Source organism: Massilia sp. 9I (assembly GCF_902506415.1).
Lineage (GTDB): Bacteria > Pseudomonadota > Gammaproteobacteria > Burkholderiales > Burkholderiaceae_D > Telluria.
Map to the genome: position 1 here is coordinate 4397084 of NZ_LR733275.1, position 26212 is coordinate 4423295.

At 66.1% G+C, this 26212-nt stretch carries 18 protein-coding genes and 1 pseudogene; 11 read left to right on the forward strand and 8 right to left on the reverse strand.

Features of this window, described 5'->3' with window-relative positions:
• Positions 1–3: 3 nt before the first annotated feature.
• Entirely contained in the window at positions 4–549 is a 546-nt protein-coding gene (locus tag GV068_RS19650) for a PEP-CTERM sorting domain-containing protein (protein ID WP_159701729.1), read from the reverse strand.
• A gap of 169 nt (positions 550–718) precedes the next feature.
• On the opposite strand from GV068_RS19650, the gene dnaE reads away from it, so the two are divergent.
• Positions 719–4216: a DNA polymerase III subunit alpha gene (gene dnaE / locus GV068_RS19655; RefSeq protein WP_159701732.1), complete on the forward strand. Its 3498-nt coding sequence runs from the start codon at positions 719–721 to the stop codon at positions 4214–4216.
• A gap of 86 nt (positions 4217–4302) precedes the next feature.
• On the opposite strand, the gene GV068_RS19660 is transcribed toward dnaE, so the two are convergent.
• Complete coding sequence (locus tag GV068_RS19660; protein WP_159701735.1) at positions 4303–5130, reverse strand: glycosyltransferase family 2 protein; 828 nt, start codon at positions 5128–5130, stop codon at positions 4303–4305.
• Positions 5131–5219: 89 nt separating this feature from the next.
• On the opposite strand from GV068_RS19660, the gene GV068_RS19665 reads away from it, so the two are divergent.
• Positions 5220–6461 (forward strand): O-antigen ligase, encoded by a 1242-nt coding sequence (locus GV068_RS19665; protein ID WP_229464365.1) that lies wholly within the window; start codon positions 5220–5222, stop codon positions 6459–6461.
• Positions 6451–8184: a lipid A export permease/ATP-binding protein MsbA gene (gene msbA, locus GV068_RS19670; protein ID WP_159701741.1), complete on the forward strand. Its 1734-nt coding sequence runs from the start codon at positions 6451–6453 to the stop codon at positions 8182–8184. Before GV068_RS19665 ends, msbA begins: the two co-directional genes overlap by 11 nt.
• Before the next feature lie 118 nt (positions 8185–8302).
• Here msbA and GV068_RS19675 read toward each other — a convergent pair whose 3' ends face one another.
• On the reverse strand, positions 8303–10567 hold the full coding sequence (locus GV068_RS19675; RefSeq protein ID WP_159701744.1) for a family 1 glycosylhydrolase: 2265 nt from the start codon (positions 10565–10567) through the stop codon (positions 8303–8305).
• Between the two features lie 237 nt (positions 10568–10804).
• Here GV068_RS19675 and GV068_RS19680 point away from each other — a divergent pair, with 237 nt between their 5' ends.
• The gene (locus GV068_RS19680; RefSeq protein ID WP_201303320.1) at positions 10805–11041 is read left to right on the forward strand and encodes a hypothetical protein; all 237 of its coding nucleotides are present in this window, start codon (positions 10805–10807) and stop codon (positions 11039–11041) included.
• A gap of 3 nt (positions 11042–11044) precedes the next feature.
• Here the strand turns inward: GV068_RS19680 and GV068_RS19685 are convergent, their stop codons facing one another.
• Both GV068_RS19685 and GV068_RS19690 read right to left on the reverse strand, forming a co-directional pair.
• Positions 11045–12454: a class I adenylate-forming enzyme family protein gene (locus tag GV068_RS19685; protein WP_159701747.1), complete on the reverse strand. Its 1410-nt coding sequence runs from the start codon at positions 12452–12454 to the stop codon at positions 11045–11047.
• Positions 12455–12501: 47 nt separating this feature from the next.
• A complete protein-coding gene (locus GV068_RS19690) occupies positions 12502–13578 on the reverse strand; it encodes a substrate-binding domain-containing protein (protein WP_159701750.1) in 1077 nt (358 codons plus the stop codon).
• Positions 13579–13701: 123 nt separating this feature from the next.
• Between GV068_RS19690 and GV068_RS19695 the strand changes: the two are divergent.
• The 7 genes and pseudogenes from GV068_RS19695 (at position 13702) to GV068_RS19725 (ending at position 22994) form a co-directional block, all read left to right on the forward strand.
• Positions 13702–15361: pseudogene (locus tag GV068_RS19695) on the forward strand (OFA family MFS transporter).
• Positions 15362–15441: 80 nt separating this feature from the next.
• The gene (locus GV068_RS19700; RefSeq protein WP_159701753.1) at positions 15442–17145 is read left to right on the forward strand and encodes an NADH-ubiquinone oxidoreductase-F iron-sulfur binding region domain-containing protein; all 1704 of its coding nucleotides are present in this window, start codon (positions 15442–15444) and stop codon (positions 17143–17145) included.
• The gene (gene fdhF, locus GV068_RS19705; protein ID WP_159701756.1) at positions 17142–19943 is read left to right on the forward strand and encodes a formate dehydrogenase subunit alpha; all 2802 of its coding nucleotides are present in this window, start codon (positions 17142–17144) and stop codon (positions 19941–19943) included. The genes GV068_RS19700 and fdhF overlap by 4 nt, the downstream gene beginning before the upstream one ends.
• On the forward strand, positions 19940–20809 hold the full coding sequence (locus GV068_RS19710) for a formate dehydrogenase accessory sulfurtransferase FdhD (protein ID WP_159701759.1): 870 nt from the start codon (positions 19940–19942) through the stop codon (positions 20807–20809). Before fdhF ends, GV068_RS19710 begins: the two co-directional genes overlap by 4 nt.
• 1 nt (position 20810) lies before the next feature.
• Positions 20811–21512: an ABC transporter permease gene (locus GV068_RS19715; RefSeq protein ID WP_159701762.1), complete on the forward strand. Its 702-nt coding sequence runs from the start codon at positions 20811–20813 to the stop codon at positions 21510–21512.
• Positions 21509–22162, forward strand: coding sequence for an energy-coupling factor ABC transporter ATP-binding protein (locus tag GV068_RS19720; RefSeq protein WP_229464367.1), 654 nt, complete (start codon positions 21509–21511; stop codon positions 22160–22162). Before GV068_RS19715 ends, GV068_RS19720 begins: the two co-directional genes overlap by 4 nt.
• Before the next feature lie 25 nt (positions 22163–22187).
• Entirely contained in the window at positions 22188–22994 is an 807-nt protein-coding gene (locus tag GV068_RS19725) for an extracellular solute-binding protein (RefSeq protein WP_159701765.1), read from the forward strand.
• Between the two features lie 32 nt (positions 22995–23026).
• Here GV068_RS19725 and GV068_RS19730 read toward each other — a convergent pair whose 3' ends face one another.
• The 3 genes from GV068_RS19730 to GV068_RS19740 form a co-directional block, all read right to left on the reverse strand.
• Positions 23027–24487, reverse strand: coding sequence for an ATPase domain-containing protein (locus tag GV068_RS19730; RefSeq protein ID WP_159701768.1), 1461 nt, complete (start codon positions 24485–24487; stop codon positions 23027–23029).
• 15 nt (positions 24488–24502) lie between these two features.
• Positions 24503–24916 carry a hypothetical protein gene (locus GV068_RS19735; protein WP_159701771.1) on the reverse strand — a complete coding sequence of 138 codons (414 nt, stop codon included), beginning with the start codon at positions 24914–24916 and terminating at the stop codon, positions 24503–24505.
• A gap of 75 nt (positions 24917–24991) precedes the next feature.
• Complete coding sequence (locus GV068_RS19740) at positions 24992–25861, reverse strand: sensor histidine kinase (RefSeq protein ID WP_159701773.1); 870 nt, start codon at positions 25859–25861, stop codon at positions 24992–24994.
• Positions 25862–26212: the final 351 nt, after the last annotated feature.

The following is a 26212-nucleotide window of genomic DNA, read 5'->3' on the forward strand; positions in this document are numbered from 1 at the left end:
TCCTTAACGGCGCTTCTTTTTCCTGGAGGCGAGCAGGCCGGCAGCGCCTATGCCCAACAGCAGCATCGCTGCCGGTTCTGGGACGTCAGACGAGCCGTCTACCAAGGTGAATACGAACTGGCGCTTGTCGGAAACCGGAACGCCACCGAAAATCGTGTTCGATCCGAAGAAGCCGCACGTCCCCAATCCACACACGAGCGCATTCACGGCATCGTTGCCCCAGACGACGGCATTCGACGCGGTAGGATACCTTCCACCAAAGTTGAGTTCGTGGGTGCTGGTGTCGAACGACAGCCTGAAAGGATTGTTCTGCGTGCCGGTGGCCAGGTCCCAGGTGAACTTCAGCTCGCTTCCGTTGTAGCCACTAATGGAAAAACTCGCGATATCCTCTGCATAAATGAGACCTGAATCGGCCAGCGTATCGGAGTAAGACATGGTCCCGTTCGCATGGTTTCCCAGCGTACCAGTCCATGTCCATTCATACGCGATGACGCCGGCATGTGCAGTTCCCGATAGGGCAAGCGCCAGGGCAAGGATGGTCTTTTTCATGGATATCCCAATGTGGAAAAATATTTTTAGTGTAAATATTTTTTTACCGAAGACGTAAAAATCTTCCACCTCCCTAGCAGATCTGAGAGTGTCGCCTGCGCGTGCCTACAAGCAACGACGACCCCGGCTCCGGCTGGATGTAGATGGGCTGGCAAGGTAAAATGGCACGATGAGCTCCCCGACTTTCACCCACCTCCGCGTCCACTCCGAATATTCGATCGTCGATGGCCTCGTGCGCATCGACGACATCGTCGGGGCCGCCGCGAAGGACCAGCAGCCGGCGCTGGCCGTGACCGACCTGGCCAACATGTTCTGCCTGGTGCGCTTCTACAAGGCGGCGCGCGGGAAGGGGATCAAGCCGATCGTCGGCGTCGACGCCTGGATCACCAATGACGAGAACCGCGACAAGCCCTCGCGCCTCTTGATTCTGGCGAAGAACCGCACTGGCTACCTGCAGCTGTGCGACCTGCTGTCGAAAGCCTGGCTCACCAATCAATACAAGGGCCGCGCCGAAATCCGCGTCGAGTGGCTGGAAGCCCTCGCCACCTCCAACTCGACCCTGGAACCGGACGTCGACCAGGCCAATGCCCTGATCGTGCTGTCGGGCGCCTGTTTCGGGGACGTCGGCCAGGCCATCGACCAGGGCGACATCGAGCGCGCCGAACGCGCGGCCCAGCGCTGGGCGCGCATCTTCCCCGGCCACTTCTACATCGAGATCCAGCGCGCCGGCCAGCCCAACCAGGAGCAGGGCGTGCGCCACTCGGTGGCGCTGGCCGGCCGGCTCAAGCTGCCGGTGGTGGCGACCCATCCGGTGCAGTTCCTGAACAAGGACGAATTCATCGCCCACGAGGCGCGGACCTGTATCGCCGAAGGCGAGATGCTGGCCAACGCCAAGCGCGTGCGCCGCTTCAACGAAGAGATGTGCTTCAAGTCGCAGGCCGAGATGGCGGAGCTGTTCGCCGACCTGCCGGGCGCGCTCGCCAACTCGGTGGAAATCGCCAAGCGCTGCAACGTCACCCTCACGCTGGGTAAGCCGCAGCTGCCGGACTTCCCGACCCCGGACGGCATGAGCATCGACGACTTCCTGGTTGCCGAGACCAAGAAAGGCCTGGAAGAGCGCCTGCTGCAGCTGTATCCGAACGAAGAACAGCGCGAAAAGGAACGGCCGCGCTACGAGGCGCGCCTCGAGTTCGAGAACCAGACCATCATCAAGATGAAGTTCCCGGGCTACTTCCTGATCGTGGCGGAGTTCATCCAGTGGGGCAAGAACAACGGCGTGCCGATCGGCCCGGGCCGCGGTTCGGGTGCGGGTTCCCTCGTCGCCTATGCGCTGAAGATCACCGACCTCGATCCACTGAAGTACAACCTGCTGTTCGAGCGTTTCCTGAACCCGGAACGCGTTTCGATGCCCGACTTCGACATCGACTTCTGCCAGGAAAAGCGCGAACTCGTCATCCAGCACGTGAAGGATTTGTACGGCCGCGACGCGGTCTCGCAGATCGCCACCTTCGGCACCATGGCGGCCAAGGGCGCGATCCGCGACGTCGGCCGCGTCTTGGACTTCGGCTACAACTTCTGCGACGGCATCTCCAAGCTGATTCCGTTCAAGCCGGGCAAGCAGGTCTCGATCGCCGAGGCGATCGAAGAGGAACCGCTGCTCAAGGAACGCCTCGAGAACGAGGAAGAGGTCAAGCAGCTGCTCGATCTCGCGCAGCAGGTCGAAGGCATCACGCGCGGCATCGGCATGCACGCCGGTGGCGTGCTGATCGCACCGGGCAAACTGACCGACTTCTGCCCGCTGTACACCCAGGGCGGCGACGCCGGCGTGGTCTCGCAGTACGACAAGGACGACGTGGAGGCCGTCGGCCTGGTGAAGTTCGACTTCCTGGGCCTGACCACGCTGACGATTCTCGACCGCGCCGTCAACTACATCCGAGCGCTCGATCCGCAAGACGCCGAGTTCAACCTCGAGACCCTGCCGCTGAACGACCGGCCCTCGTACAAGCTGCTGTCCGACGCCAAGACCGTCGCGATCTTCCAGCTTGAATCGCGCGGCATGCAGGGCATGCTGAAGGACGCGCGTCCCGACCGCTTCGAGGACATCATTGCGCTGGTGGCGCTGTACCGTCCAGGCCCGATGGACCTGATCCCCGACTTCTGCAAGCGCAAGCACGGCGAGAAGTTCGACTATCCGGACCCGCGCACCGAATCGATTCTGTCCGAGACCTACGGCATCATGGTCTACCAGGAGCAGGTCATGCAGATGGCGCAGATCGTCGGCGGCTACTCGCTGGGCGGTGCGGACATGCTGCGCCGCGCGATGGGTAAGAAAAAAGCCGAAGAGATGGCCGAGCACCGCGAGATCTTCCGCGCCGGCGCCGCCAAGGATGGCCTCTCCACCGAGAAGGCCGACGAGATCTTCGACCTGATGGAGAAGTTCGCGGGCTACGGCTTCAACAAGTCGCACGCCGCCGCGTATGCGCTGCTGTCCTACCACACCGCCTACCTGAAGGTGCACCATACCGCCGCGTTCATGGCAGCCAACATGTCGCTGGCGATGGAAGACACCGAGAAGATCAAGATCCTGGTCGAGGATGCGATCGATGTCTGCAAGCTGACCATCCTGCCGCCGGACGTCAACGAGTCGCACTTCCGCTTCACGCCGGAAGGCCAGCCGCGTTCCGTCACCGGCAAGCAGGTCTCGAACATCCGCTACGGCCTGGGCGGCGTGAAGGGCGCGGGGCAGGGCGCGATCGAAGCGATCATCGCCGCGCGCACCGAGGGCGGCAAGTTCAAGGACCTGTTCGACTTCTGCATGCGCGTGGACCGCAAGCAGATCAACCGCCGCACCATCGAAAGCTTGATTCGCGCCGGCGCCATGGATGCCTTCGGCGTCGACCGCGCCGTGCTGCTGGCCTCCGTCGGCTTCGCGATGGAAGCGGCCGGCCAGGCCGCAGCCGCCGCCAACCAGGTGAGCCTGTTCGGCGGCGACGATTCCGACCTGGTGGCGCCGCCGGAGTACGTGAAAGCGACGCCCTGGACCGACCGCCAGAAGCTGGCTGAAGAGAAGATCGCGCTCGGCTACTACCTGTCCGGCCACATGTTCGACTCCTACGCGGCCGAGGTGCGGCGCTTCGCCAAGACCAAGCTGAAGGACCTGGAACCGTCGCGCGATCCGCGCATGCTGTGCGGCGTGATCACCGGCGTGCGCACCCAGATGACCCAGCGCGGCAAGATCCTGATCGTGGCGCTGGACGACAAGACCGGCGTGGTCGAGGTGACCATCTACAGCGAGCTGCTGGAAGCGAACAAGAACATCTTCAAGGAAGACGAGTTCCTGCTGGTGGTCGGCAAGGTGTCCGAAGACCGCTTCAACGGCGGCCTGCGCATCACGGCGGAGAAGGTCTACGACATCGCCGCGGCGCGCATCCAGTACGGCTTCAAGCTGGAGATGGATGTCGGTTGCGACCTGAACCCGGCCAAGCTGGCCGAGGTCCTGCAGCCGCACCGCATGCCGGACGGGATGCCAGTCAGCCTGCGCATCAAGCCGCAGGGCGTGGAAGCGATCCTGCAGCTGGGCGACGACTGGCGGGTGGCGCCGTCGGATACGCTCAAGCAGCAGCTGGAGTTGACGCTGGGCGCTAAAGACGTCGCCGTGGAGTATTGATCGTAGGGTGGGCGGGTTTCCCGCTCACGCGGTCAGCCAGCGCTAGAACAGACCGCGTGGGCAGGAGACCTGCCCACCCTACAGATTCATTGGCCAGTGTGCTCTCGCAGTCCGCGCACCGCCTGGGTCGTCTTGTCCACCGCCCGCTGCAGCACCACCTTCCGGTTGCTCGACTCCTCATCCCGCTTCGCCTCCCGGTGCCACAGGTGCAGCACCTCGGTCGCCAGCGCTCCATCTTTCCTCAGCACGCCCGCATGGAACAGGCGCACCACCAGGTCCGAATCCTCGTGCCCCCAGCCGACGAAACTCTCGTCGAAGCCGTTGACCTTCTCCAGGTCCGAGCGCCACACGGCCAGGTTGCAGCTCTTGATGCGGCGCCAGCTGAACTTGCGCCGGACGCGGCCGAGGTCGGGCCAGCGCAGCATCGTCTGCAGCACCTTGTTCATGTCGCCGCGCAGGCGGTAGCGCAGGCGTTCGGCCAGGCCAAGGTCCGCGACGTCGATGTGCTCGCGCAGGACGCGTTCGGTCAGGGCCTGGCTCAGGAGGATGCGGCTGCCGGAAACGAGGAAGCCAGGCCGCGCCAATGCCCGGTGACGGCTGATGAAGTCGCGCTGCGGCACGCAGTCGCCGTCCAGGAAGATGATATAGTTGCCGGTTGCCGCGAGCGTGCCGCGGTTGCGCGCCATGGCGGCGCGGAAGCCTTCGTCCGGCTGCCACACGTGTTTCAGGGGCACCGGCGAGCGTGCCGCGAGGGCGGCGATGGTCTCCCGCGTGTTGGCAGTCGAGCCGTCATCAGCGATAATGATTTCAAAATTCTTGTCATCCTGCATGAAACAGGCTTCCACGACCGCTGCGAGGGCATCCGGGCGGTTGTAGGTGGTGATCACGACAGAGATGGTAGGGGTGTGCTGCATGGGGTTCTCGTAAAACGCACGCTCAAGGTTGGCAAGAATATCCCACAAGAACATGAATGAACAATAATCCGACGAAAATCGGAGTGCCGATGCAGCCTTGGATCGGCTTCCTGGTTTTCCTGTTCCCTTTCCTCAGCCTTATTACTCCGTCCGGCATCGGCTTTTCCAGCCTGGTCTTCGTGCTGGCCGTGCTGTGCGTGCCGCGCCGGGCCTGGGCCGCCATTCGACCGCACTGGGTTGAAGTCCGCTGGGTAGTCGCGGCCTTCGCCTTCTACTTCCTGCTGGCGCTGGCCTGCGTGCTGCTGCGCCCCGAAGCCAGTTGGGGCTACCTCGACAAGCCCTCGCGCATGTTCCTGGGCTTCAGCGCCATGATGCTGGTGGTGCTGGGGCGTCCGTCCCGCACCAGCCTGTGGTGGGGCGTGATCGCGGGCGCCATCGCCGCGCTGCCCTTCATCGCCTACCAAAAGCTCGTGCTCGAGATCTACCGCCCCGGCGGCTGGCTCAATCCGATCACCTTCGGCGACATCTCCCTGTGCCTGGGCCTGGTGTCACTGGCCGCCGCCATCGACTTCCGCCACAGCACCCGCAAGGCGATCCTGCCGGCGCTGGGCGCGCTGGCAGGGCTGGCGGCCACGCTCCTGAGCGGCACCCGCGGCGGCTGGATCGCGCTGGTGCTGGCGGCGATCCTGTTCCTCACCTATGCGCGCCTGCTGCGCAGCCGGCGCGTGCGCCTGCTCCTGATCGGCAGCTTCGCGCTGTTCGCCTCGACCTTCTTCATCCCCGCCTTCGGCGTGCAGGAGCGGGTCGGGCAGGGCGTGCACGACGTGCAGACCTGGCTCGATGGCGGCAGCGCGCTGTCGAATGTCGGCATCCGCCTGGAGCTGTGGAAGGGCGCGCGCACCATCATCGCCGAGCATCCGATGTTCGGGCTCGACCCCTTGAGCGTCCGCGCCGAGCTGCGCAAGCTGGCGGAGCAGGGCCGGATCCAGGACGTGGTGCTGCCCTTCGAGCACCTGCACAACGACCTGCTGCAGGCCCAGGCCAGCGGCGGCATCTTCGGCCTGCTGGCCTACCTCGGCATCCTGGGCGCGCCCTTCGCCTTCTTCGCACGCGCGGCCGGCCGGGGCGGCTCGCAGTCCTCGCCCCAGTTCACGCCGGCGCTGGCGGGGATGCTGGTGGTGCTCAGTTACTTCGGCTTCGGACTCACCGAAGTCATCTTCTGGTCCCTCAAAGGCAGCATGTTCTACGTGCTCATGGTGGCCCTGCTCATGGGCTTCTGTTTGACTGCGAAAGAAATGGAAAATATCGTGGAAAATAAGCGTGGACAATAAGATCATCGTCAAACGCCTGCTGGCCGTCGTCAAGCCTTACCAGGGGCGCGCCTGGCTGGCGCTGCTCTCGATGGCGCTCACCGCCGCCACCCAGCCGCTGCTGGGCTGGGCCCTCAAGCTCCTGATCGACCTCGGTTTCAAGGACAAGGTGCCGTTCAGCCTGTGGTGGATTCCCGGGATCCTGGTCGGGATCTTCGTGCTGCGCGGCGTCGGCACCTTCTCCACCGCCTACTTCAACAACTGGGTCATCAGCCGCGTGCTGAACGACCTGCGCGCGATGGTGTTCGACCGCGTGCTGCGCCTGCCGGTGGCGCGCTTCCACGAAGAGTCGACCGGCAAGATCATCAACACCGTGGTGGCCGACGTGCGCCAGGTGGTGGACATGCTGCAGTCGGTGTTCGTGGCCTGCGTGCGCGACACCCTGGTCGTGATCGGCCTGCTCGGGGCGCTGCTCTACATGAACTGGAAGCTGACCCTGGTGGCGATCATCGTGGTCCCGCTGACCGCCGTGATCGTGCGCACCACCACCGGCCGCCTGCGGCGCCTGAACCGCGAAAACCAGCGCGTGACGGCCGAGATGACCCAGGTGGTCGAAGAAGCCACCCGCGGCCACCAGGTGATCCGCGTGTTCTCCGGCGAGCGCTACGAGCGCGCCCGTTTCCACGCCCGCAGCGAAGCCCTGCGCGGCTTCTCGCAGCGCATGACGGTCGCTTTTGCCGCCACCACCCCGGTGACCCAGATCGCCACCTCGCTGGCTCTGTCCCTGGTCATCGTGCTGGCGATCCAGGCCAACCTGACCCAAGGCGAATTCGTGCAGTTCGTGACCTACATGCTGATGCTGCTCACGCCGCTCAAGTCGCTGGCCGAGGTCAACGGTCCGATGCAGCGCGGGATGATCGCGGCCGAGACGGTGTTCGGCATGATCGACTCGCCGGCGGAAGAAGACACCGGCAGCCGGGAGCTGGGCCGCGCCCAGGGCCACCTGAAGTTCGACAACGTTACCTTCCGCTATCCGAACGCGGTCAACCCGGCCCTGAACGGCGTCTCGCTCGAGGTGCTGCCGGGGCAGACGGTGGCGCTGGTCGGCATCTCGGGCGGCGGCAAGTCGACGTTTGTGAACCTGGTGACGCGCTTCTACGATCCGGAAGCGGGGCAACTGCTGCTCGATGGCGTGCCGTACCGCGACATCAAGCTGGCCAGCCTGCGCGCGCAGCTGGCGATGGTGAGCCAGAACGTGGTGCTGTTCGACGACACGCTGGCGGCCAACATCGCCTACGGCGTCGAGAAGATCGACTACGAGCGTCTCGCGGCGGCCGTGAAGGCGGCGCACCTGACGGATGTCGTGGCCAAGCTGGAAGACGGCGTCGAAACCCGCATCGGCGAGAACGGCATGCGCCTGTCGGGCGGCCAGCGCCAGCGCGTGGCGATCGCACGCGCGATCTACAAGGACGCGCCGATCCTGATCCTGGACGAAGCAACGTCCGCGCTCGACAACGAGTCGGAACGCGCGGTGCAGGCGGCGCTGGAAACGCTCATGGCCGGCCGCACCACCATCGTGATCGCGCACCGGCTGTCGACCATCGAACGGGCGGACCGGATCGTGGTGATGGAGCACGGGCGGATCGTGGAGCAGGGGACGCATGCGGAACTGCTGGATGCGAACGGGATGTATGCGAATTTGTACCGCTTGCAGTTTGTGGCGGCGGACGAGGCGAATTCGTAAGTTACGGCTGTTCTAAAAAATTGGGTCCCGGCCTTCGCCGGGACGACGACTCTACCGCTAATTGCTAGCTCTGAGACCGTCGTCCCGGCGCAGGCCGGGACCCAAGTTGCTTTTGAAGTTAACTCGCGTAATGCGCCGCTTCCCCCGGCTGCTCCGCATCCCGCCCATGCGCCCGGTCCTGCATCGCCTCCACATACCGGCGCAGCGCATCCTCCAGCGGCGGCAGCATGCGTGCCCGCTCGCTCGACAGCGCGCTATACTCAGGCCGGCGCGCCACGTGGCCGCAGCTCTCGCTCGACACCACCTCCAGGCTTGACGCATCCACCCCCGCCGCCTCGCAGGCGCGCTTGGCCAGATCGGCCCAGCTCACCGCTTCGGCATTGGTCAGGTGCCAGACGCCGCGCTCGCGGTCGATCAAAAGGTCGAGCGAGACGTTGACCAGGTCCGGCACGTAGGTCGGCGAGACCACCATGTCGCCCGCCGCCTGGAAGGGCAGGCCGGCTTCCAGCGCGTTGAGCGCCTGGGTCACGAAGTTGTGGCGGTCCCAGGGGCCGAAGAAGGCGCTGGTGCGGATCACCAGGGCTTGCGGGTCGGCGTCCAGCACGCGCTGCTCGGCTTCCATCTTGCTGCGGCCGTACACGCCGAGCGGGTTCATGTGGTCCGACTCGACATACGGCGCGCCCTTGGTGCCGTCGAACACCAGGTCGGTCGAAAAGGTCATGAAGCGCAGCTGGTGGCGGATGCAGGCCAGCGCCAGCACCGTCGGTCCCAGCGTGTTCTCGCGCATGCAGCGCTCTTCATCGCCCTCGGCTTCGTCGACGCGCACGTAGCCGCCCGCATTGATGATGGCCCACGGCTTGTAGCGCGCGATCGCCGCTTCGACCGAGGCGGGGTCGGTGATGTCCATCTCCTGGCGGCTCAAGACGCGGCAAGCCAGGTTGCGGCTCTCGCAGATGCGCTTGTAGGCCGAGCCCAGCGTGCCGGTGGCGCCGCTGATCAGGATCGGCTGCACCACGTTCGACTTGAACTGGCTGCGCATCGCGATGTCGGCCACCGCAGTGCTGGTCGCGACCGGTTTGCACAGGAAGCGTCCTGGACGGCGCCACCAGCCTTCGCCCTGCAGCACCGGGTTGGTGAGCGGACGGCCGGTCGACAGTTCACGCATCAGGGTCGCCACCGCGGTCGGGCGCGGTTCGCCGCCGCGCACGTCGAAGGGTCCCGGCTCGTAGTAGCCGCGGCATTCGGTCACCAGGCAGTTCCAGTCGTAGGAGCCGAGCAGGGCCCAGACCGTCACGGCGCGCACGTCGGCGCCCTGCTGGCGGGCGCTGCGCGCCGCATTCCAGATTTCGAGCAGCCAGCGCATCTGGTCTTCGCGATTGGCGTCGATGTGGGCCTCGGTGATCGCGATCGGCAGGCCGTAGCGTTCCCAGGTCTCCATCAGGAGCGGTGCGATGCCCGGGGTCGGCGTGGCCAGCGCACGCGGCGTCTCGATGTCGGCATGCGGGACGCCGCGGTAGACGTGGCGCCGGTTCTCCGGATAGCGCTCGGGACGATGGTCGAGCCAGCGCTCGCTGGTCGCGTAATAGTTGACGCCGATGATGTCGGGCGGGCAGGGGTTGTCGCGGAACCAGAGCAGCTCTTCCGCGGTCGCCTGCGATTCGAGCAGGTAGTCCCACAGCGCGTGGTTCTGGTCCACCATCCCGCACAGCAGGTCCCAGCCCAGCCAGCGGCGGTCGTTGAAGAAGGTGGTGATCTCTTCCATCTCCGGGGTGCCGTAGGTCTTCGACAGGTCGTCGGTGGCGACCAGCTTGGCATCGGGATTAACGTCGCGGATCGCGCGCATCGCCAGCACCGTCGCGCGGCACTCGTTGATCAGCGCACGCACGAAGGTGGACTCGTCGCTGCCGTGCGGGTACCACACGCCTGCCAGACCGGAAAAGCGCGCCGTGGTCAAAGGTTCGTTGACCGGGGTGTAGTACTCGGCCCAGGGGTAGCGACGGGCTACCGCACCGGCGTACTCGGCGAGCTTTTCGGGGAAGGCTGGATCGACCAGGCTGGTGTCGCGTGGTCCGCTACCGTGGTGCAGGAGGCCGACGATCGGCGTCACGCCCAGCGCCTGCAGGGCCGGGAGGCGCTCGTCTGACCACGACCAGTCGGCGGACTCGATGCCATCAGGCGCGGTGCGTTCCCACAGCACCGGGTAGCGAATCGCCTTGATACCGAGCGAGGCGAAACGGTCGATGTCCTGCAGGCGCTCTGCATGACCATTACGGTCCATCTGGCTGAAGTAATTGTCGCGTACACGGTTGACCGTGCATTCAAGTCCACCCCACAGCGCGAGCTCCGGGGTTTGGTCCGGCTGGAATTCCTTCTTGATGTTCATGTTCTGACCCGCTATTTGTGAAGACAGGCTCCAGCCTAAATGCCAGCTGCGACGAGTTGTGTGAAATGGCCCACATATAAAGGCTTTTTCGGACAAGTCCTACTTTTTGTAAGCATGTTCCTTAGTTCTACTGCTAACTTCTGCTAACTGGAAATTTCTGCCAGCATAGAAAATGTGCTTACCGGTGCGCCACACGACACCCGAAGCGGCGACAATGCAGCCAGACAGGAGAACACGATGTACATGGTGTATTGGACGATGATCGAAGCCGACAAATGCACGCCGCACGAGAAGCTGTTCGAGACCACCGAGATGGTGGCGGCGATGCAGCATATGGAAGAGCTGCGCAAGCGCCAGCGCGAAGGCGAGGGTGTGCGCTTCATTACGATGTGTTCCGAGCACCCGGACCTGGTTGGGCACCCGGGCGTGGACGTCACGGGGCCGGAGTACAACTGGAAGAAGCGGCGCCGTTGACGTTCAGGCCGGCAATCTGCTCTTCAATATCTTCCCGCTCGGCGCCGCCGGCAGGGCATCCATGAACACGATGCGCGCGGGCCGCTTGTAGGCGGCCAGGCGCGTTTGCAGCCAGTCCTGCAGCGCGGCCGCATCGACTTCGCTAGACGTCTCCACGAATGCCACCACCTCTTCCTCGCCGCCAGCCGCCGGCCTACCGACGACCGCCGACTGCAGCACGGCCGGGTGGCTGTTGAGGGCCGTCTCGACTTCGAGCGAATAGATGTTGAAACCCGAGCGGATAATCAGTTCCTTCAGCCGTCCGGCGATGAACAGCGCGCCGTCCGCGTCCATCGTGGCGACGTCGCCGGTGGCGAGCCAGCCGCCGGGACGCAGCGCGGCCTTGGTAGCTGCCTGGTCGCGGTAGTAACCCGCCATGACGTTCGGCCCGCGCACCCACAGCTCGCCCGTGCCCGCATCGATGTGCACCTCGACGCCCGGAATCGGATGGCCGACGGACGTATCGTCGCGCGGCGCATCGAGGCGTGTCTGCGACACGGTCGGGCCGCTCTCGCTCAAGCCGTAACCGTTGTGCAGCGGCAGCCCGAACATGCGCTCGGCTTCGCGCTTGAGCAGCGGGTCGAGCGGCGAGCCGCCGGCGTAGCAGAAGCGCAGGCGCGAGGGCACGGGCGCGCCGCCCGCAAGCGCGAGCAGGCGCGCATACATGGCCGGCACACCCTGCAGGATCGTCAGCTCCCCTGCGCGGATGTGCGCCAGCAGCGCCTTGGCGGAAAAACGCGGCGCTAGCTGCAGGCAGGCGCCCGCATACAGGGTGCCGAGCATGACCGAAGTGAAGCCGTAGACGTGGGTGATCGGCAGCACGCCGCTGGCGACATCGGAGGGCTGCAGGCCGCGCAGGCTGCTCGAGGTGGCGGCCACGAACAGCAAGTTCGCGTGGGTCAGCATCACGCCTTTCGGCTGGCCGGTGGTGCCGGTGGTGTAGACCAGCGCGGCGACCTGGCCGCCGTCAGGCTGCACTGGTTCCGGCACGGTGCTTGGGTCGAGCGGGCCTGCATTTACCTCACCCTGCGCTGCGGGGTAGAGCACGCAGCGCGGCATACAGTGCGCGCGGATCGTGGCCAGCTCGCCCTCGCTCAGGCGCGCGTTGACGTTGACGCTCCAGGCATCGAGGCTGGCGATGGCGAACAGCAGGGCCACCTGGGCCACGCAGTTTTCGCTGACCAGCATGACGCGGTCGCCGCCGCGCACACCCAGTTCGCGCAGCTGCTGCGCGTGGCGCTCGACCTCGCATTGCAGCTCGCCGTAGGACCAGGTACGCGCGCCCTCGACCAGGGCCGGTGCGTCGGGCGTGCGCGCGGCGTGGCGGCGAACGATGTCGGAGATGCGGGGCGGCAGAGAAGAAGGATCGATCATGCGGCCTGCTTTATACCGGCTCGCACGCGTGGCTGCAAGCGTGACGTTCAGGCGGCCGCGCCGAAGGCCTCGGCGATCGCCACGATCTCGCCGGTCTCGCGCGCATCGTAGCCGGGCAGGGCGTCCACCATGGCGTGGTAGGACGGGGTGCGCATCAGCTCGAGCAGCTGGCGCATGGCCGGCTCCTCCAGAGCTTCCTGGCGCACCGCGAAGTAGTAGGTCTCCTTGACCAGCAGCGTGAAATCGAGCTTGAACTGGGCGGCGGCCGCGCGCATGCCGACGCCGGCGTCGGCCATGCCGCTGGCGATGTAGGCGGCCACCGCGGAATGGGTGAACTCGGCGCTATTGAAACCCTGGATCGCTTCAGGCGGCGGGCCGTCTGCGGCCAGCATCATCTCGAGCAGCATGCGGGTGCCGGAGCCGGCCTGGCGGTTCACGAAGCGCACCCCCGGACGCGCCAGGTCGGCCAACGTGTGCAGGCCGAGCGGATTGCCGCGCGCGGTGATCAGGCCCTGCTCGCGGCCGGCCACGCGCACCAGGCAGTGCTGGGCCGGATCGAGCCAGCGCAGGTACCAGCTGGCCGTCGGCGCCTGGAAGCGTCCGCTCGGGACGTGGAAACCCGCCAGGTCGCATTCGCGCCGCGCCAGCGCCGTCACCGCGTCGGTGCTGGTGCGGTAGCGCGAATCGAGCGGCAGCGCGTCGCGGTCGACGCAACTCATCAGGGCGGCCACCGCGAAGCCGTGGCTGGCGTCGAGGCGCAACGGACGCAGGGCCGGGCCGGTGACGCGCGCCAGTTCCACCTCCAGTTCCGAGGCCAGGCTTTGCAGCGTGGGCGACAGGCGCGCGGCGATGCGGCGGTCGGCCCACACCAGCTTTTGCGCCAGCGGCGTCAGGCCCGTGCCGCGCCCGCGCCCCGTCTGCAGCAGCTGCTGGCCGAACAGCTCCTCGGCCGCGCGCAGCAGGCCCCAGGAATAACGGTAGGACAGCCCCACCGATTTTGCGGCCTGGGCGATCGAGCCGGTGTCCTGGATCGATAGCAGCAGGCCGAGCAGGTCGGCGGTGTCGAGCGGACGCTCGCCTTTAAGGCTGATCTCCCAGTGCGGGCGGATGTGAATGTTGAGCATATGCTGAAAATAGCCTATTTTTGGCCAAAAAACATCGTGCTAACCTCCGTGAAACAATAAAAATTGACGAAAAAATATGCTTTTTAAAGCATATTCAAAAAACTTCTAAAACAAGGAGGGGACATGGCTTTATTCAGTTTTCTGGACAAGGAACACACCATCGCAGGGCCCGGTTTCAACCGCTGGCTGGTACCGCCGGCGGCGCTCGCGATCCACCTGTGCATCGGCATGGCCTACGGCTTCTCGGTGTTCTGGCTGCCGCTCTCGAAAGCGCTCGGCATCACCGAATCGATCGGCTGCCCGGCCGACATGGGCTTTTTTGCCCAGATCATGTCGACCACCTGCGACTGGAAGATCTCGATGCTTGGCTGGATGTACACGCTGTTCTTCGTCTTCCTGGGCCTGGCCGCGTGGCTGTTCGGCGGCTGGCTCGAGCACGCCGGCCCGCGCAAAGCCGGCCTGGTGTCGGCGGTCTGCTGGTGCGGCGGCCTCGTGATCTCGGCGCTGGGTATCTACACCCACCAGATCTGGCTGATGTGGATCGGCTCCGGCGTCATCGGCGGCATTGGCCTGGGTCTCGGCTACATCTCGCCCGTCTCGACCCTGATCAAGTGGTTCCCTGACCGGCGCGGCATGGCGACCGGCATGGCGATCATGGGCTTCGGCGGCGGCGCCATGATCGGCGCGCCGCTGGCCGATCGCCTGATGAAGTACTTCGCCACGCCGACCTCGGTCGGCGTCTGGGAAACCTTCCTGGCCCTGGCTGCAATCTACTTCGTGTTCATGGTGGCCGGCGCGCTCACCTATCGCGTGCCCGCGACCGGCTGGAAACCGGAAGGCTGGAATCCGCCGGCCAAGGCCAACAGCACCATGGTCACGACGCGCCACGTGCACGCCAGCCGGGTCTGGGGCATCCCCCAGTTCTGGCTGATCTGGGGCGTGCTGTTCCTGAACGTCTCGGCCGGCATCGGCATCCTCGGCATGGCCTCGCCCCTGCTGCAGGAAGTGTTCGGCGGCCGCCTGATCGGGGTGGATGCAGGCTTCAACGACCTCGACGCCGCGCAGAAGGGCCAGATCGCCGCGATCGCCGCCGGCTTCACCGGACTGCTGTCGCTGTTCAACATCGGCGGGCGCTTCCTCTGGGCGTCCTGCTCGGATTACATCGGCAGGAAAGCGACCTATTTCGTGTTCCTGATCCTCGGCTTCTTCCTGTACGCGGGGATTCCGTCGATGGCGCACAACGGCCAGCTGGCCCTGTTCGTCGCCTTCATCTGCATCATCCTGTCGATGTATGGCGGCGGCTTCGCCACCGTGCCGGCCTACCTGGCCGACCTGTTCGGCACCCAGATGGTCGGTGCGATCCACGGCCGCCTCCTGACCGCCTGGGCCGCGGCCGGCGTGCTCGGCCCGCTCCTGATCAACTACATCCGCGAGTACCAGATCGAGCACGGCGTGCCGAAGGCGCAGGCCTACGACGTCACCATGTACGTGCTGGCCGGCCTGGTCGTGGTGGGCATCGTGCTCAACGCGATGATCCGCCCGCTGGCGGACAAGCACTTCATGACCGAGGCCGAGCTGGCAGCCGAGAAGAAGCTGGCGCAGGAACGCGATCTCAACGCATCGAGCGGCGGCGTGCGCGCCGGCGCTCGATGCGTTGAGATCGCGTTCCGCGGGGGTGGCGGCCAGCCCGGCGTTCGCCGCGTTTGCCTGGATGTCGGTGGGGATTCCGCTGATGTTCGGCATCTGGGTCACCTTGCAGAAGGCCTCGGTACTGTTCAAGTAAGGCGCCAGGATGCGTGGACGGCGGCGCCGTCCACGCTGTACCATTTTCACACTCCCACAAGGATTCATTCGGGACCCATCATGAACTACCCCGTCATCCCGATCGCCCCCGCCGGCGCCAGCCGCCAGCGCAAGCGCGAAGCGCCCAAGGGCCGCCGCGTCGACCCCCAGGCATTGGCTGAGGTCCAGGCACTGCTGGGCGCCGAGTCGCGCCAGCGCGACCTGCTGATCGAGCACCTGCACAAGATCCAGGACCATTTCGGCTGCCTGGGCAGCCATCACCTGGCCGCGCTGGCGCAGGAGATGCGCCTGGCGCAGACCGAGGTCTACGAGGTTGCCAGCTTCTACCACCATTTCGACCTGGTGAAAGAGGGCGAGACAGCGCCCGCGGCGCTCACGGTGCGCGTGTGCGCCGGCCTGTCCTGCGAGATGGCGGGTGCGCGCGAATTGCTGGGCAGGCTGCCGGCCTTGCTGGGGCGCGAGGTAAGGGTGCTCCAAGCGCCGTGCGTCGGCCGCTGCGAGCAGGCGCCGGTGGCGGTGGTGGGCCAGCGCGCCGTGCCGCACGCCAGTCTTGAAACCGTGCTGGCCAAGGTCAGCGCCGGCGAGACGGTCGATGCCGTCGGCAGCTACACGGACTACGCCGCTTATCGTGAAGCCAATGGCTACGCACTGCTGCGTGCCTGCGTGGCCGGCGAGCACGACGTGGAACAGGTCATCAAGACGCTGGAAGCCTCCGGCCTGCGCGGCCTTGGCGGCGCAGGCTTCCCGCTCGGCCGCAAGTGGCGCATCGTGCGCGCCGAGCCGGGCCCGCGCCTGATGGCCATTAACATCGACGAAGGCGAGCCGGGCACCTTCAAGGACCGCGTCTACCTCGAACGCGACCCGCACCGCTTCCTGGAAGGCGCCTTGATCGCGGCCTGGGCGGTCGGCATCGAAGCCATCTACATCTACCTGCGTGACGAATACCACGGCTGCCGCGCCATGTTGCAAGAAGAGCTGGACAAGCTGCGCGCCGACCCGCCAGTGCAGGGCATGCCGCCGATTATCCTGCGCCGCGGGGCCGGCGCCTACATATGCGGCGAAGAGTCCGCGATGATCGAGTCGATCGAGGGCAAGCGCGGCATGCCGCGCCTGCGTCCGCCCTACGTGGCCCAGGTCGGCCTGTTCGGACGTCCGACCTTGGAACACAATTTCGAGTCGCTCCATTGGGTGCGCGAGATCCTCGAACGCGGCGCCGACTGGTTCGCCGGATTCGGGCGCAACGGCCGCCGTGGCCTGCGCTCGTTCTCGGTCTCGGGCCGGGTGCGCGAGCCGGGCGTCAAGCTGGCCCCGGCCGGCATCACGATCACGGAACTCATCGAGGAATACTGCGGCGGCATGCAGGACGGCCACCGCTTCTACGCCTACCTGCCGGGCGGCGCGTCGGGCGGCATCCTGCCGGCGTCGATGGGCGACATCCCGCTCGACTTCGACACCCTGCAGCCCTACGGATGCTTCATTGGCTCGGCCGCGGTGGTGGTGCTGTCGAACCAGGACAGCGCCGTCGCGGCCGCACGCAATACGCTGGCCTTCTTCAAGGACGAGTCCTGCGGCCAGTGCACGCCCTGCCGCAACGGCACCGCCAAGGCGCTCGACCTGATCAATCAAGCGCAATGGGACACGGGCCTGCTGGGCGAGCTGTCGCAGGTGATGCGTGACGCCTCGATCTGCGGCCTGGGCCAGGCGGCGCCGAACCCGATCGACTGCGTCATCAAATACTTCCCGCACGAGCTGAACCCATCATGAACGCTCCCACTCCCACCGTCAGCTTTGAACTCAACGGCCGCAGCGTCCAGGCGCTGCCGCACGAGACCCTGATCGAAGTCGCCGCGCGCGAAGGCATCGAGGTGCCGCGCCTGTGCTACAAGGAAGGCATGGAGGCGGTCGGCAACTGCCGCTCCTGCATGGTCGAGATCGACGGCGAGCGTGTATTGGCGCCGTCCTGCTGCCGCCATCCTTCCGCCGGCATGAAGGTCACGACCGACAGCCCGCGCGCCCTGGCCGCCCAGAAGATGGTGCTGGAACTGCTGCAGGCCGACATGCCCGAGGCCGAGTACACCCGCAGGAACGAAGTCGACGTCTGGGCGGAAAAGCTGGGCGTCGGCAAGCCGCGTTTCGTGCCGACCCGGCGCCAGCCCCCGGCGGACCGCAGCCATGCCGCGATCACCGTCAACCTGGATGCCTGCATCCAGTGCACCCGCTGCGTGCGCGCCTGCCGCGACGAGCAGGTCAACGACGTGATCGGCCTGGCCTTCCGCGGACAAGATACCAAGATCGTGTTCGACCAGGACGACCCGATGGGGAACTCCACCTGCGTGGCCTGCGGCGAATGCGTGCAGGCCTGCCCGACCGGCGCCCTGATGCCGGCGCGCGAAGTGGCATTGAACATCCCCGACAAGCAGGTCGATTCGGTCTGCCCTTACTGCGGCGTCGGCTGCCAGCTCACCTATAACGTGAAGGCTAACCGCATCCTGTACGTGGAGGGACGCAACGGCCCGGCCAACCTGGGCCGCCTGTGCGTGAAAGGCCGCTACGGCTTCGACTACGCGCACCATCCGCACCGTTTGACCCGTCCGCTGATCCGCCGCGAAGGCGTGCCCAAGAGCGGCGACTTCACCATGGATCCGGATCGCGTGCTCGAGGTGTTCCGCGAGGCGAGCTGGGAAGAGGCACTGGCCTTGGCCGGCGGCAGGCTGGCGCAGATCCGCGCCCAGCATGGCGGCGCGGCGCTGGCCGGCTTCGGCTCGGCCAAGGGCAGCAACGAAGAAGCCTACCTGTTCCAGAAGCTGGTGCGCACCGGCTTCGGCACCAACAACGTCGACCATTGCACCCGTTTGTGCCATGCCTCCTCGGTCTCGGCCCTGCTGGAAGGCATCGGCTCGGGCGCGGTCTCGAACCCGGTGATGGACGTGACCCGGGCGGAAGTGGTGATCGTCATCGGCGCCAACCCGACCGTCAACCACCCGGTGGCCGCCACCTGGATCAAGAACGCAGTCCGCACCGGCACCAAGCTGATCGTGCTCGATCCGCGCCGCTCCGACCTGGCGCGCCACGCGCACCGCTACCTCCAGTTCAAGCCCGACACCGACGTCGCCCTGCTCAACGCGATGATGCACGTGATCGTCACCGAAGGCCTGGTCGACCAGGACTTCATCGCCAGCCGCACCATCGGCTACGCCGAGCTGCAGGCCAACGTGGCCGAGTACAGCCCGGAAGCGATGGCGCCGATTTGCGGCATCGACGCCGACACCATCCGCTATGTGGCGCGCCTGTACGCCAGCTCCAAGGGATCGATGATCCTGTGGGGCATGGGCGTGTCGCAGCACGTGCACGGCACCGACAATGCGCGCTGCCTGATCGCGCTCAGCCTGATGACGGGCCAGATCGGCCGTCCCGGCACCGGCCTGCATCCGCTGCGCGGCCAGAACAACGTGCAGGGCGCGTCGGACGCCGGCCTGATCCCGATGATGCTGCCGGACTACCAGCGGGTCGACAACCCGGCCGCGCGCGAACGCTTCGAGAAGGCCTGGGGCGCGACCCTGGACCCGAAGCCGGGCCTGACCGTGGTCGAGATCATGGACGCGATCGACGCCGGCCAGGTGCGCGGCATGTACATCATGGGCGAGAACCCGGCCATGTCCGACCCCGACGCCAACCACGCGCGCGCCGCACTGGCTGCGCTCGAACACCTGGTGGTGCAGGACATTTTCCTGACCGAGACCGCTTACCTGGCCGACGTGATCCTGCCGGCCTCCGCCTTCCCGGAAAAGACCGGCACCTTCACCAACACCGATCGCCTGGTGCAGCTGGGCCGCCAGGCGATCGACCCGCCGGGCGACGCGAAGCAGGACCTGTGGATCATCCAGCAGATGGCCCAGCGCCTCGGCCTGGACTGGCACTACGGCAGCGTGGCGGAAGTCTTCGACGAGATGCGCCACATGATGCCCAGCATCGGCGGCATCACCTGGGAGCGGCTGGAGCGCAACGGCGCCGTGGTCTATCCCTGCATGAACGAGGGCGACATCGGCCAGCCGGTGGTGTTCACCGAACTGTTCCCGCGCGAAGGCGGCAAGGCGCGCTTCGTCCCGGCCGACATCATTCCCGCGGACGAGCGGCCCGATAGCGACTACCCGATGGTCCTGATCACCGGCCGCCAGCTCGAGCACTGGCATACCGGCAGCATGACGCGCCGCGCCACCGTGCTGGACGCGATCGAGCCCGATCCGGTGGCCCTGGTGCACCCGCTCGACCTCGAGCGCCTGGGCGTGAAGCCGGGCGAGGCCATCACGATCAGCTCGCGCCGCGGCGAAGTGGTGCTGTATGCGCGCGCCGACGACAGCTCGCCGGTGGGGGCGATCTTCGTGCCCTTCTGTTATTACGAGGCGGCCATCAACCGCCTGACGAATGCGGCGCTCGACCCCTTCGGCAAGATCCCGGAATTCAAGTACTGCGCCATCAAGGTCGTCCCGGGCGGCGAGGTGGCCGCACAGGGCAGCTACGGTGGCGGCCAAATCCTGGCGGGCATGGCACAATTGGCAACATGAATGCTTCACACCAGCCACGCTACCGTCCCGCGCTCTCCGATGCGCACGCGCCCCTCACGCACGAGGTGGGCGCGCTGGACGAGCGCGGCCGCGCCTCCACCATCGCGATTCCCGCTGAGCGCCCGCTCACCGTGTACGTGGACAAGCGCGAGATCGTCACCCTGATGACCCTCGGCGGCGCCCCCGAGGCGCTGACCCTGGGCTACCTGCGCAACCAGCGCCTGGTGCGCGCGCTGGAGGACATTGTGTCGATCCAGGTCGACTGGTCGGTGGACGCCGTTGCAGTGAGCACCCGGCACGGCATCGCGGACGTAGAGGAACGCACCGCGAAGAAGGTCGTGACCACCGGCTGCGGCCAGGGCTCGGTGTTCGGCGGCCTGATGGACGAAGTCGACCAGATCGCGCTGCCGGTGAACGCGCGGCTGCCGCAGTCGGTGGTGTACCGCATCGTCGAGACGATCCGCACCCAGCAGTCGGTGTACAAGCAGGCCGGCTCGGTGCACGGCTGCGCGCTGTTCTCGAACACGGGCGAGCTGCTGTACTTCGTCGAGGACGTCGGCCGCCACAACGCGGTGGACGCGATTGCCGGCCTGATGTGGCTGGACGGCCTGGCAGGGGGCGACAAGGTGTTCTACACCACCGGACGCCTGACGTCCGAAATGGTGATCAAGGGCGCGCAGATGGGAATTCCCTTCCTGCTGTCGCGCTCCGGCACCACCCAGATGGGCCATATGGTGGCGGAGAAGGTCGGCATGTCGCTGCTGGCGCGCTGCACCGGCAAGCACTTCCTGCTGCTGGCCGGGCACGAGCGCCTGGTGTTCGAGCCGGATTTGCTGGAACCCTTGAACGCGCCGCGGATGGCCTGACGTGCTGGACGCCACCGCGCACGCGTTCGCGCTGCTGTTTTCCGGCGACGAGGCGCTGTGGCGCATCGTCTGGGTCTCGCTCAAGACCAGCGTGCTCGGGCTGCTGCTGGCGGCGCCGCCAGCGATCCTGCTCGGCTACGCCATCGCCATGCACCGCTTTCCCGGCCGCCGCCTGGCCATCTGGCTGGCCCAGGCGGCGCTGTCTCTCCCCACCGTCCTGATCGGCCTGCTGCTCTACCTGCTGCTGTCGCGGCGCGGACCGATGGGCGAACTGGAATGGCTGTTCTCGCAGGAAGGCGTGATCCTGGGCCAGATGGTGATCGGGCTGCCGGTGCTGCTCGCCTTTACCCTGGCCGCGGTACAGGCGGCCGATCCGCGCTACGCCGAGACTGCGGTCGCGCTGGGCGCTTCGCGCTGGCGCGTGATGCGCACCGTGCTGCACGAGGCGCGCTACGGCGTGATGGCGGCCGTCATCAGCGGCTTCGGCCGCGTGATCTCGGAAGTCGGCTGCGCCCTGATGGTGGGCGGGAATATCGAAGGCCAGACCCGCACCATCACCACCGCCATCGCGCTGGAAACCAGCAAGGGCGAGTTCGCCCAGGGCATCGCGCTGGGCATCGTACTGGTGTCGCTGGCGCTCCTGATGAACGGGGCGCTGGTGCTGCTGCAGGGCGAAGCCCATACCGCGGGAGGCCGCTGGTGAACCCGCTGCTGACGGTGCACGGCATGCGCAAGCGCCACGGCGAGCGCCTGCTGTTCGAGATCGACCGGCTGGAGCTCGCCGCTGCCAGCGCCTACGTGCTGACCGGCGTGAACGGGGCAGGGAAGTCGACCCTGCTGCGCATGCTGGCCGGGCTGGAACGATGCGAGGCCTGCGCGGTCGAATTCGAGGGGCGCAGCATGCCGCTCCATCCCTATCCCATGGAACTGCGGCGCGCCATCGTGTTCGTGCACCAGCACCCGATCATGTTCTCGACCAGCGTCTTTCATAACATCGCCTACGGCCTGCTGGCGCGCGGCGACAGCCGGCGCGCCGTCGCGCCTGTCGTCGAGGAAGCGATGCGCTGGGCCGGCGTGGCGCACCTGGTTGACACCGAGCCTGCGCGCCTGTCGGGTGGCGAGAAGCAGCGCGTGGCACTGGCGCGCGCCCGCGTGCTCCAGCCACGCCTGCTGCTGCTGGACGAGCCCACCGCCAACCTGGACGGCCCGGCGCGCGAACAGGTGATGGCCCTGATTCCCACCCTGCTGGATGCAGGCAGCAGCGTGGTGATGGCCTGCCACGACCGCGACCTGATCGGGCTCCCCGGAATCCATCGCCTCAAGCTGCGCGATGGCCGCCTCGAATACCGCTGATGTCCACACCCACAAGGAGACTGCAATGCAACGCCGAAGCTTTACCACCCTGCTGTTGAGCCTCGCCCTGGCTGCGCCGCTGGCGCAGGCCCAGGAAGTCATCCGCCTGTCGACCACCACCAGCACCGAGAACTCGGGCCTGCTCAAGGCCCTGCTGCCGGCCTTCGAGGCCAAGACCAATACCAAGGTCAGCGTGATCTCGGTCGGCACCGGCAAGGCGCTGGAGCTGGGCAAGAACGGCGATGTCGACGTCACCCTGGTGCATGCGCGCCAGCTGGAAGACAAGTTCGTGGCCGAGGGTTGGGGCGTGGACCGGCGCGACGTGATGTATAACGACTTCATCGTGGTCGGCCCGGCCAACGACCCGGCCGGCATCAAGGGCAACAAGGACGTGATCGCGGCCTTCCAGAAGATCGCCGCCAGCGGCAACAAGTTCATCTCGCGCGGCGACAATTCCGGCACCGACGTCATGGAGAAGGGCTACTGGCAGCAGGCGGGCGCCAAGCCGGCCGGCGCCAGCTACGTGTCGGCGGGCCTGGGCATGGGCGAGGTGCTGAACATGGCGGCCGAGATGCGCGCCTATACGCTGACCGACCGCGCCACCTATGGCGCCTACCGGGCCAAGACCGGCCTGGCGATCCTGGTCGAAGGCGACAAGCGCATGTTCAATCCTTACGGGATCATCGCGGTCAACCCGGCCAAGCACAAGGGCGTGAACTACAAGGGTGCAAAGCAGCTGATCGACTGGATCACCTCGCCCGAGGGGCAGGCGAAGATCGCGGCCTTCCGGCCGGAAGGCGAGCAGCTGTTCTTCCCGTCGGCGAGCCGCTGAAGCATTGTCCGGATCAGCGCGGGTCGCGTGGCTCAGGCTGCCGAAACGCGCAGGCTCGCCGTTCCTCGCAGCACCCCGTCGAAGGGCACCGGTTCCTCGCTGATCAGGACCCCGTCGTCGGTGACCTCGAACAGGCGGAATTCCCGGCTGTGGCGGGAGCCACGTACCTTGACCACCGAAATAATGGTGTGTAACGCGCTGTTTGCCTCCACGAAGCGCTGCAGCACGACGGCGTCCACCAGCACGCCGCTCCCGTTGCTGCCGAGGTGCAGGCTGTCGAAGCGGTCCTGCATCTCGCTCGTCATGACGACGGTGACGCCGCGGGCGCGCAGCACCGTGGTGAGGCGATACAGTGCGTCGCGGAAGTCGTCGCGGTACTCGAGTGCGATGGCGAGCTCGAACCCGGTCAGCGAGTCCAGCACGATGCGGGTGGCGCCGGTGGCATCGATCCTGGCCAGCAGTTCATGCAATAGTTCGTCGATCGACAGGTCGAGCTCGCGCACCGGCATGACGCTGACCTGGCCGGCCCTGACCATGGCATCGAGCTTCAGGTTCATCATCTGGTGCGGTCCGCGTTCGAACAGGGCCGCGATGCCATGTTCCCCGCGGGCGGCTCCGGCGGCCAGGAACTCGGTGGCAAGGATGGTCTTGCCGGAGCCCGTCGGACCGGTCAGCAGCACCGAGTAGCCGACAGGGATGCCGCCGCCCAGCATCTGGTCGAGGACCGGGACGCCACTGGACAGTCGCGGCAGTTGCGTGGCGGGAGTCACGCCGCTCGCTTCGACCACCGGCATCATGCGCGGGAATACCGAAATTCCGCCCCGCTCGATGCGGAACGCATGCAGGCCGGGGCGCTGCTTCTGGCCGCGGATCTTGACGATCTGGATCTTGCGCGACATCGCGCTGCGTTCCAGTTGCTGGCTGAGCCAGAATATGCCATCGGCCACGGTGAAGATCGGGTTGCGGTCCGCGTCGCTGGTGCTATATTCACCGATCAGGAAACTGGTGGCCTTCCAGGTGCTCATGTGGGCCGCCAATTGCTGCACGAAGGCTTGCAGCGCCGCGATCTCGCGCTGGTCGCCACGCGCGCCTTCGATGAAGGAGCGGAACGAATCGATGAAGACCAGGGCCGGGTTGTGCACGCGCACCTCTTCCTGGATCTGCGCCATCACCGCATCATAGTTGCCTTCCTCGACCTGCGGAGCCAGGGTAATGAATTCGACGGAGTCGCCAACCTTGGCCACGTCGAAGAAACCGAACTGCTGCTGGTAGCGCAGCATTTTGACGGGCGGTTCGCCCATCGCCGTGAAGAACAGCGCCTTGCGGCCAGGACCGGCCAGTCCGAACATGATCTGTTGGGCGAACGTGGTCTTGCCGCTGCCGGGCGCCCCGCCGATGATGTTGAACGACAGCTCAGGGAGCCCGCCGCCGAGGATGGTATCGAGTCCCGGCACGCCGGTCGCCAGCGTGTTCAGGTCAAGTTTGTCGGTCATTGTCACGTTCTCCAATCAAATATTCTCGCTAATGCCTTGCTGGTCGTTCGGGAAGAAGGCCTTCTGCAATAAACGGCTCGCCAAGCTGGCGCCGATCAGTCCTGCCAGTTCGTCGGTGTAGCTCGACAGGAGCGCGCGGTTGGCGGCGTCGATCTCTGTGGCGGACCGGCCGTGCAAGGTTCGGACGAACGCATCCAGCAGGCTGGCGTCGGAGGCGCCGGTAGTCGCGTCCGCCAGCCATGGAAAGCTCGCCGTATGCAGCATGAGGACGCGTTCGAACAGCAGGCCGGCGCTCAACGGTCCGATCAATGGCGACAGGGAGGTGAACACGATGTGCCAGATGCCGGCGGCGCTGGCGGCATCGGCGGCACTGCTGTCAGGTCCGAGGCGCGCGAGTATCGTTGCAAGCAGTTGGGTCTGTATGGGCATGGTGTACGCGCTGTTTCAGCAGGACGTCGGCGACATCGCGCGACCGCGGCCGGTTGTTTCGATCCAGCGCCGATTCTATCCGATCGGGGAGGCCGGCGGCATATTTACAGGCAGCCACAGATGGATCTCGGTCCCCTGGTCGGGAACGCTCATGATCTTCAGCGTGCCGCGGGCGGCCGTGGCATGTTCTTCCATGTGAAGCAGGCCCAGGCAGTCCGGTGCGCGCGCAGAACCGGGATCGAAGCCGATGCCGTTGTCCGCCACTACCATGACCAGCCGGTCGGACGCCTGGTGGATGCGGACCAGCACCCGGCTCGCCATCGCATGGTGCAGTACATTGGCGAGGCATTCCTGCAACACGCGGAAGACCGTCAGTGCCGCTTCTTCCGGCAAGGGCGTATTGCCGGAGATTTCGCCCTGGAACACGCAGGTCAATCCGCTGGCATGCCTGAACTTGGCAACTTCGATTTCGATGGCCCCCTGCAGTCCCAGGTCGAGACCTGCCGGCCACAGCCCGTCGAGCAATTCCCTGACCAGGCGCAGCGTGTGGTCGAGGTTATCCAGCGCGACGCCCGCCGTTGCGTGCAGGCGCGGATGGCGTTCACGCGTTTGCCGGTGCAGGGCCGCGATGTCGAAGCGAATCGCCAGCAGGTTCTGTGACAGCGAACCGCGGAGCGCGCGCGACAAGCGCTTGCGCTCCGCCTCATGGGCAGCACGCTCGCGGGCCATCAGCTCCTGCAGCCGGGATTTGGCCTTCTGCAATGCTTCCGTGGCGCGCTCGTAGGCGAACACCCTGACCGCCAGCGCCTGGTTGACGAGCACCTGCTCGTCCATCAGTCGCCGCATGGCGGAGGCCTGCTCATCCGTGAGGAAGCCTTCGGGCCCGGCACTGGCGTGGGATGGTCCCGTTTTCTTGCGGCTGGGGCCTGAGGGTTGTGCATGCATATCTTCGCCTGTTCGAAACAGTTCATGACAATAAATTTATGTCAAGCCTGCCCATAACGTGAAGGTAGGTTTCTTGCGGCCGCAAGTCAAGCGTGTTGCCGCCAATCGGCTTCAGAGAGCGGCGAGGAGCGGCGAGGGTCAAGTCTAACATTCATACACGAACTCGACTGTATGGAGCGTCTACGGGAGAGGCCGTGTTGAAATGTTAGACCTGACCCTGGTTACGTTAGACCTGACCCCGGTTACGCTGGTTACGCGCAATGCTTCAGCGAGGACGAGGCATTCGTCCAGGTGCTGCAGCGTGTGATAGTGGCGCTGCGGTTCGCCGTAGGCCTGCAGCAGCCGGGCATG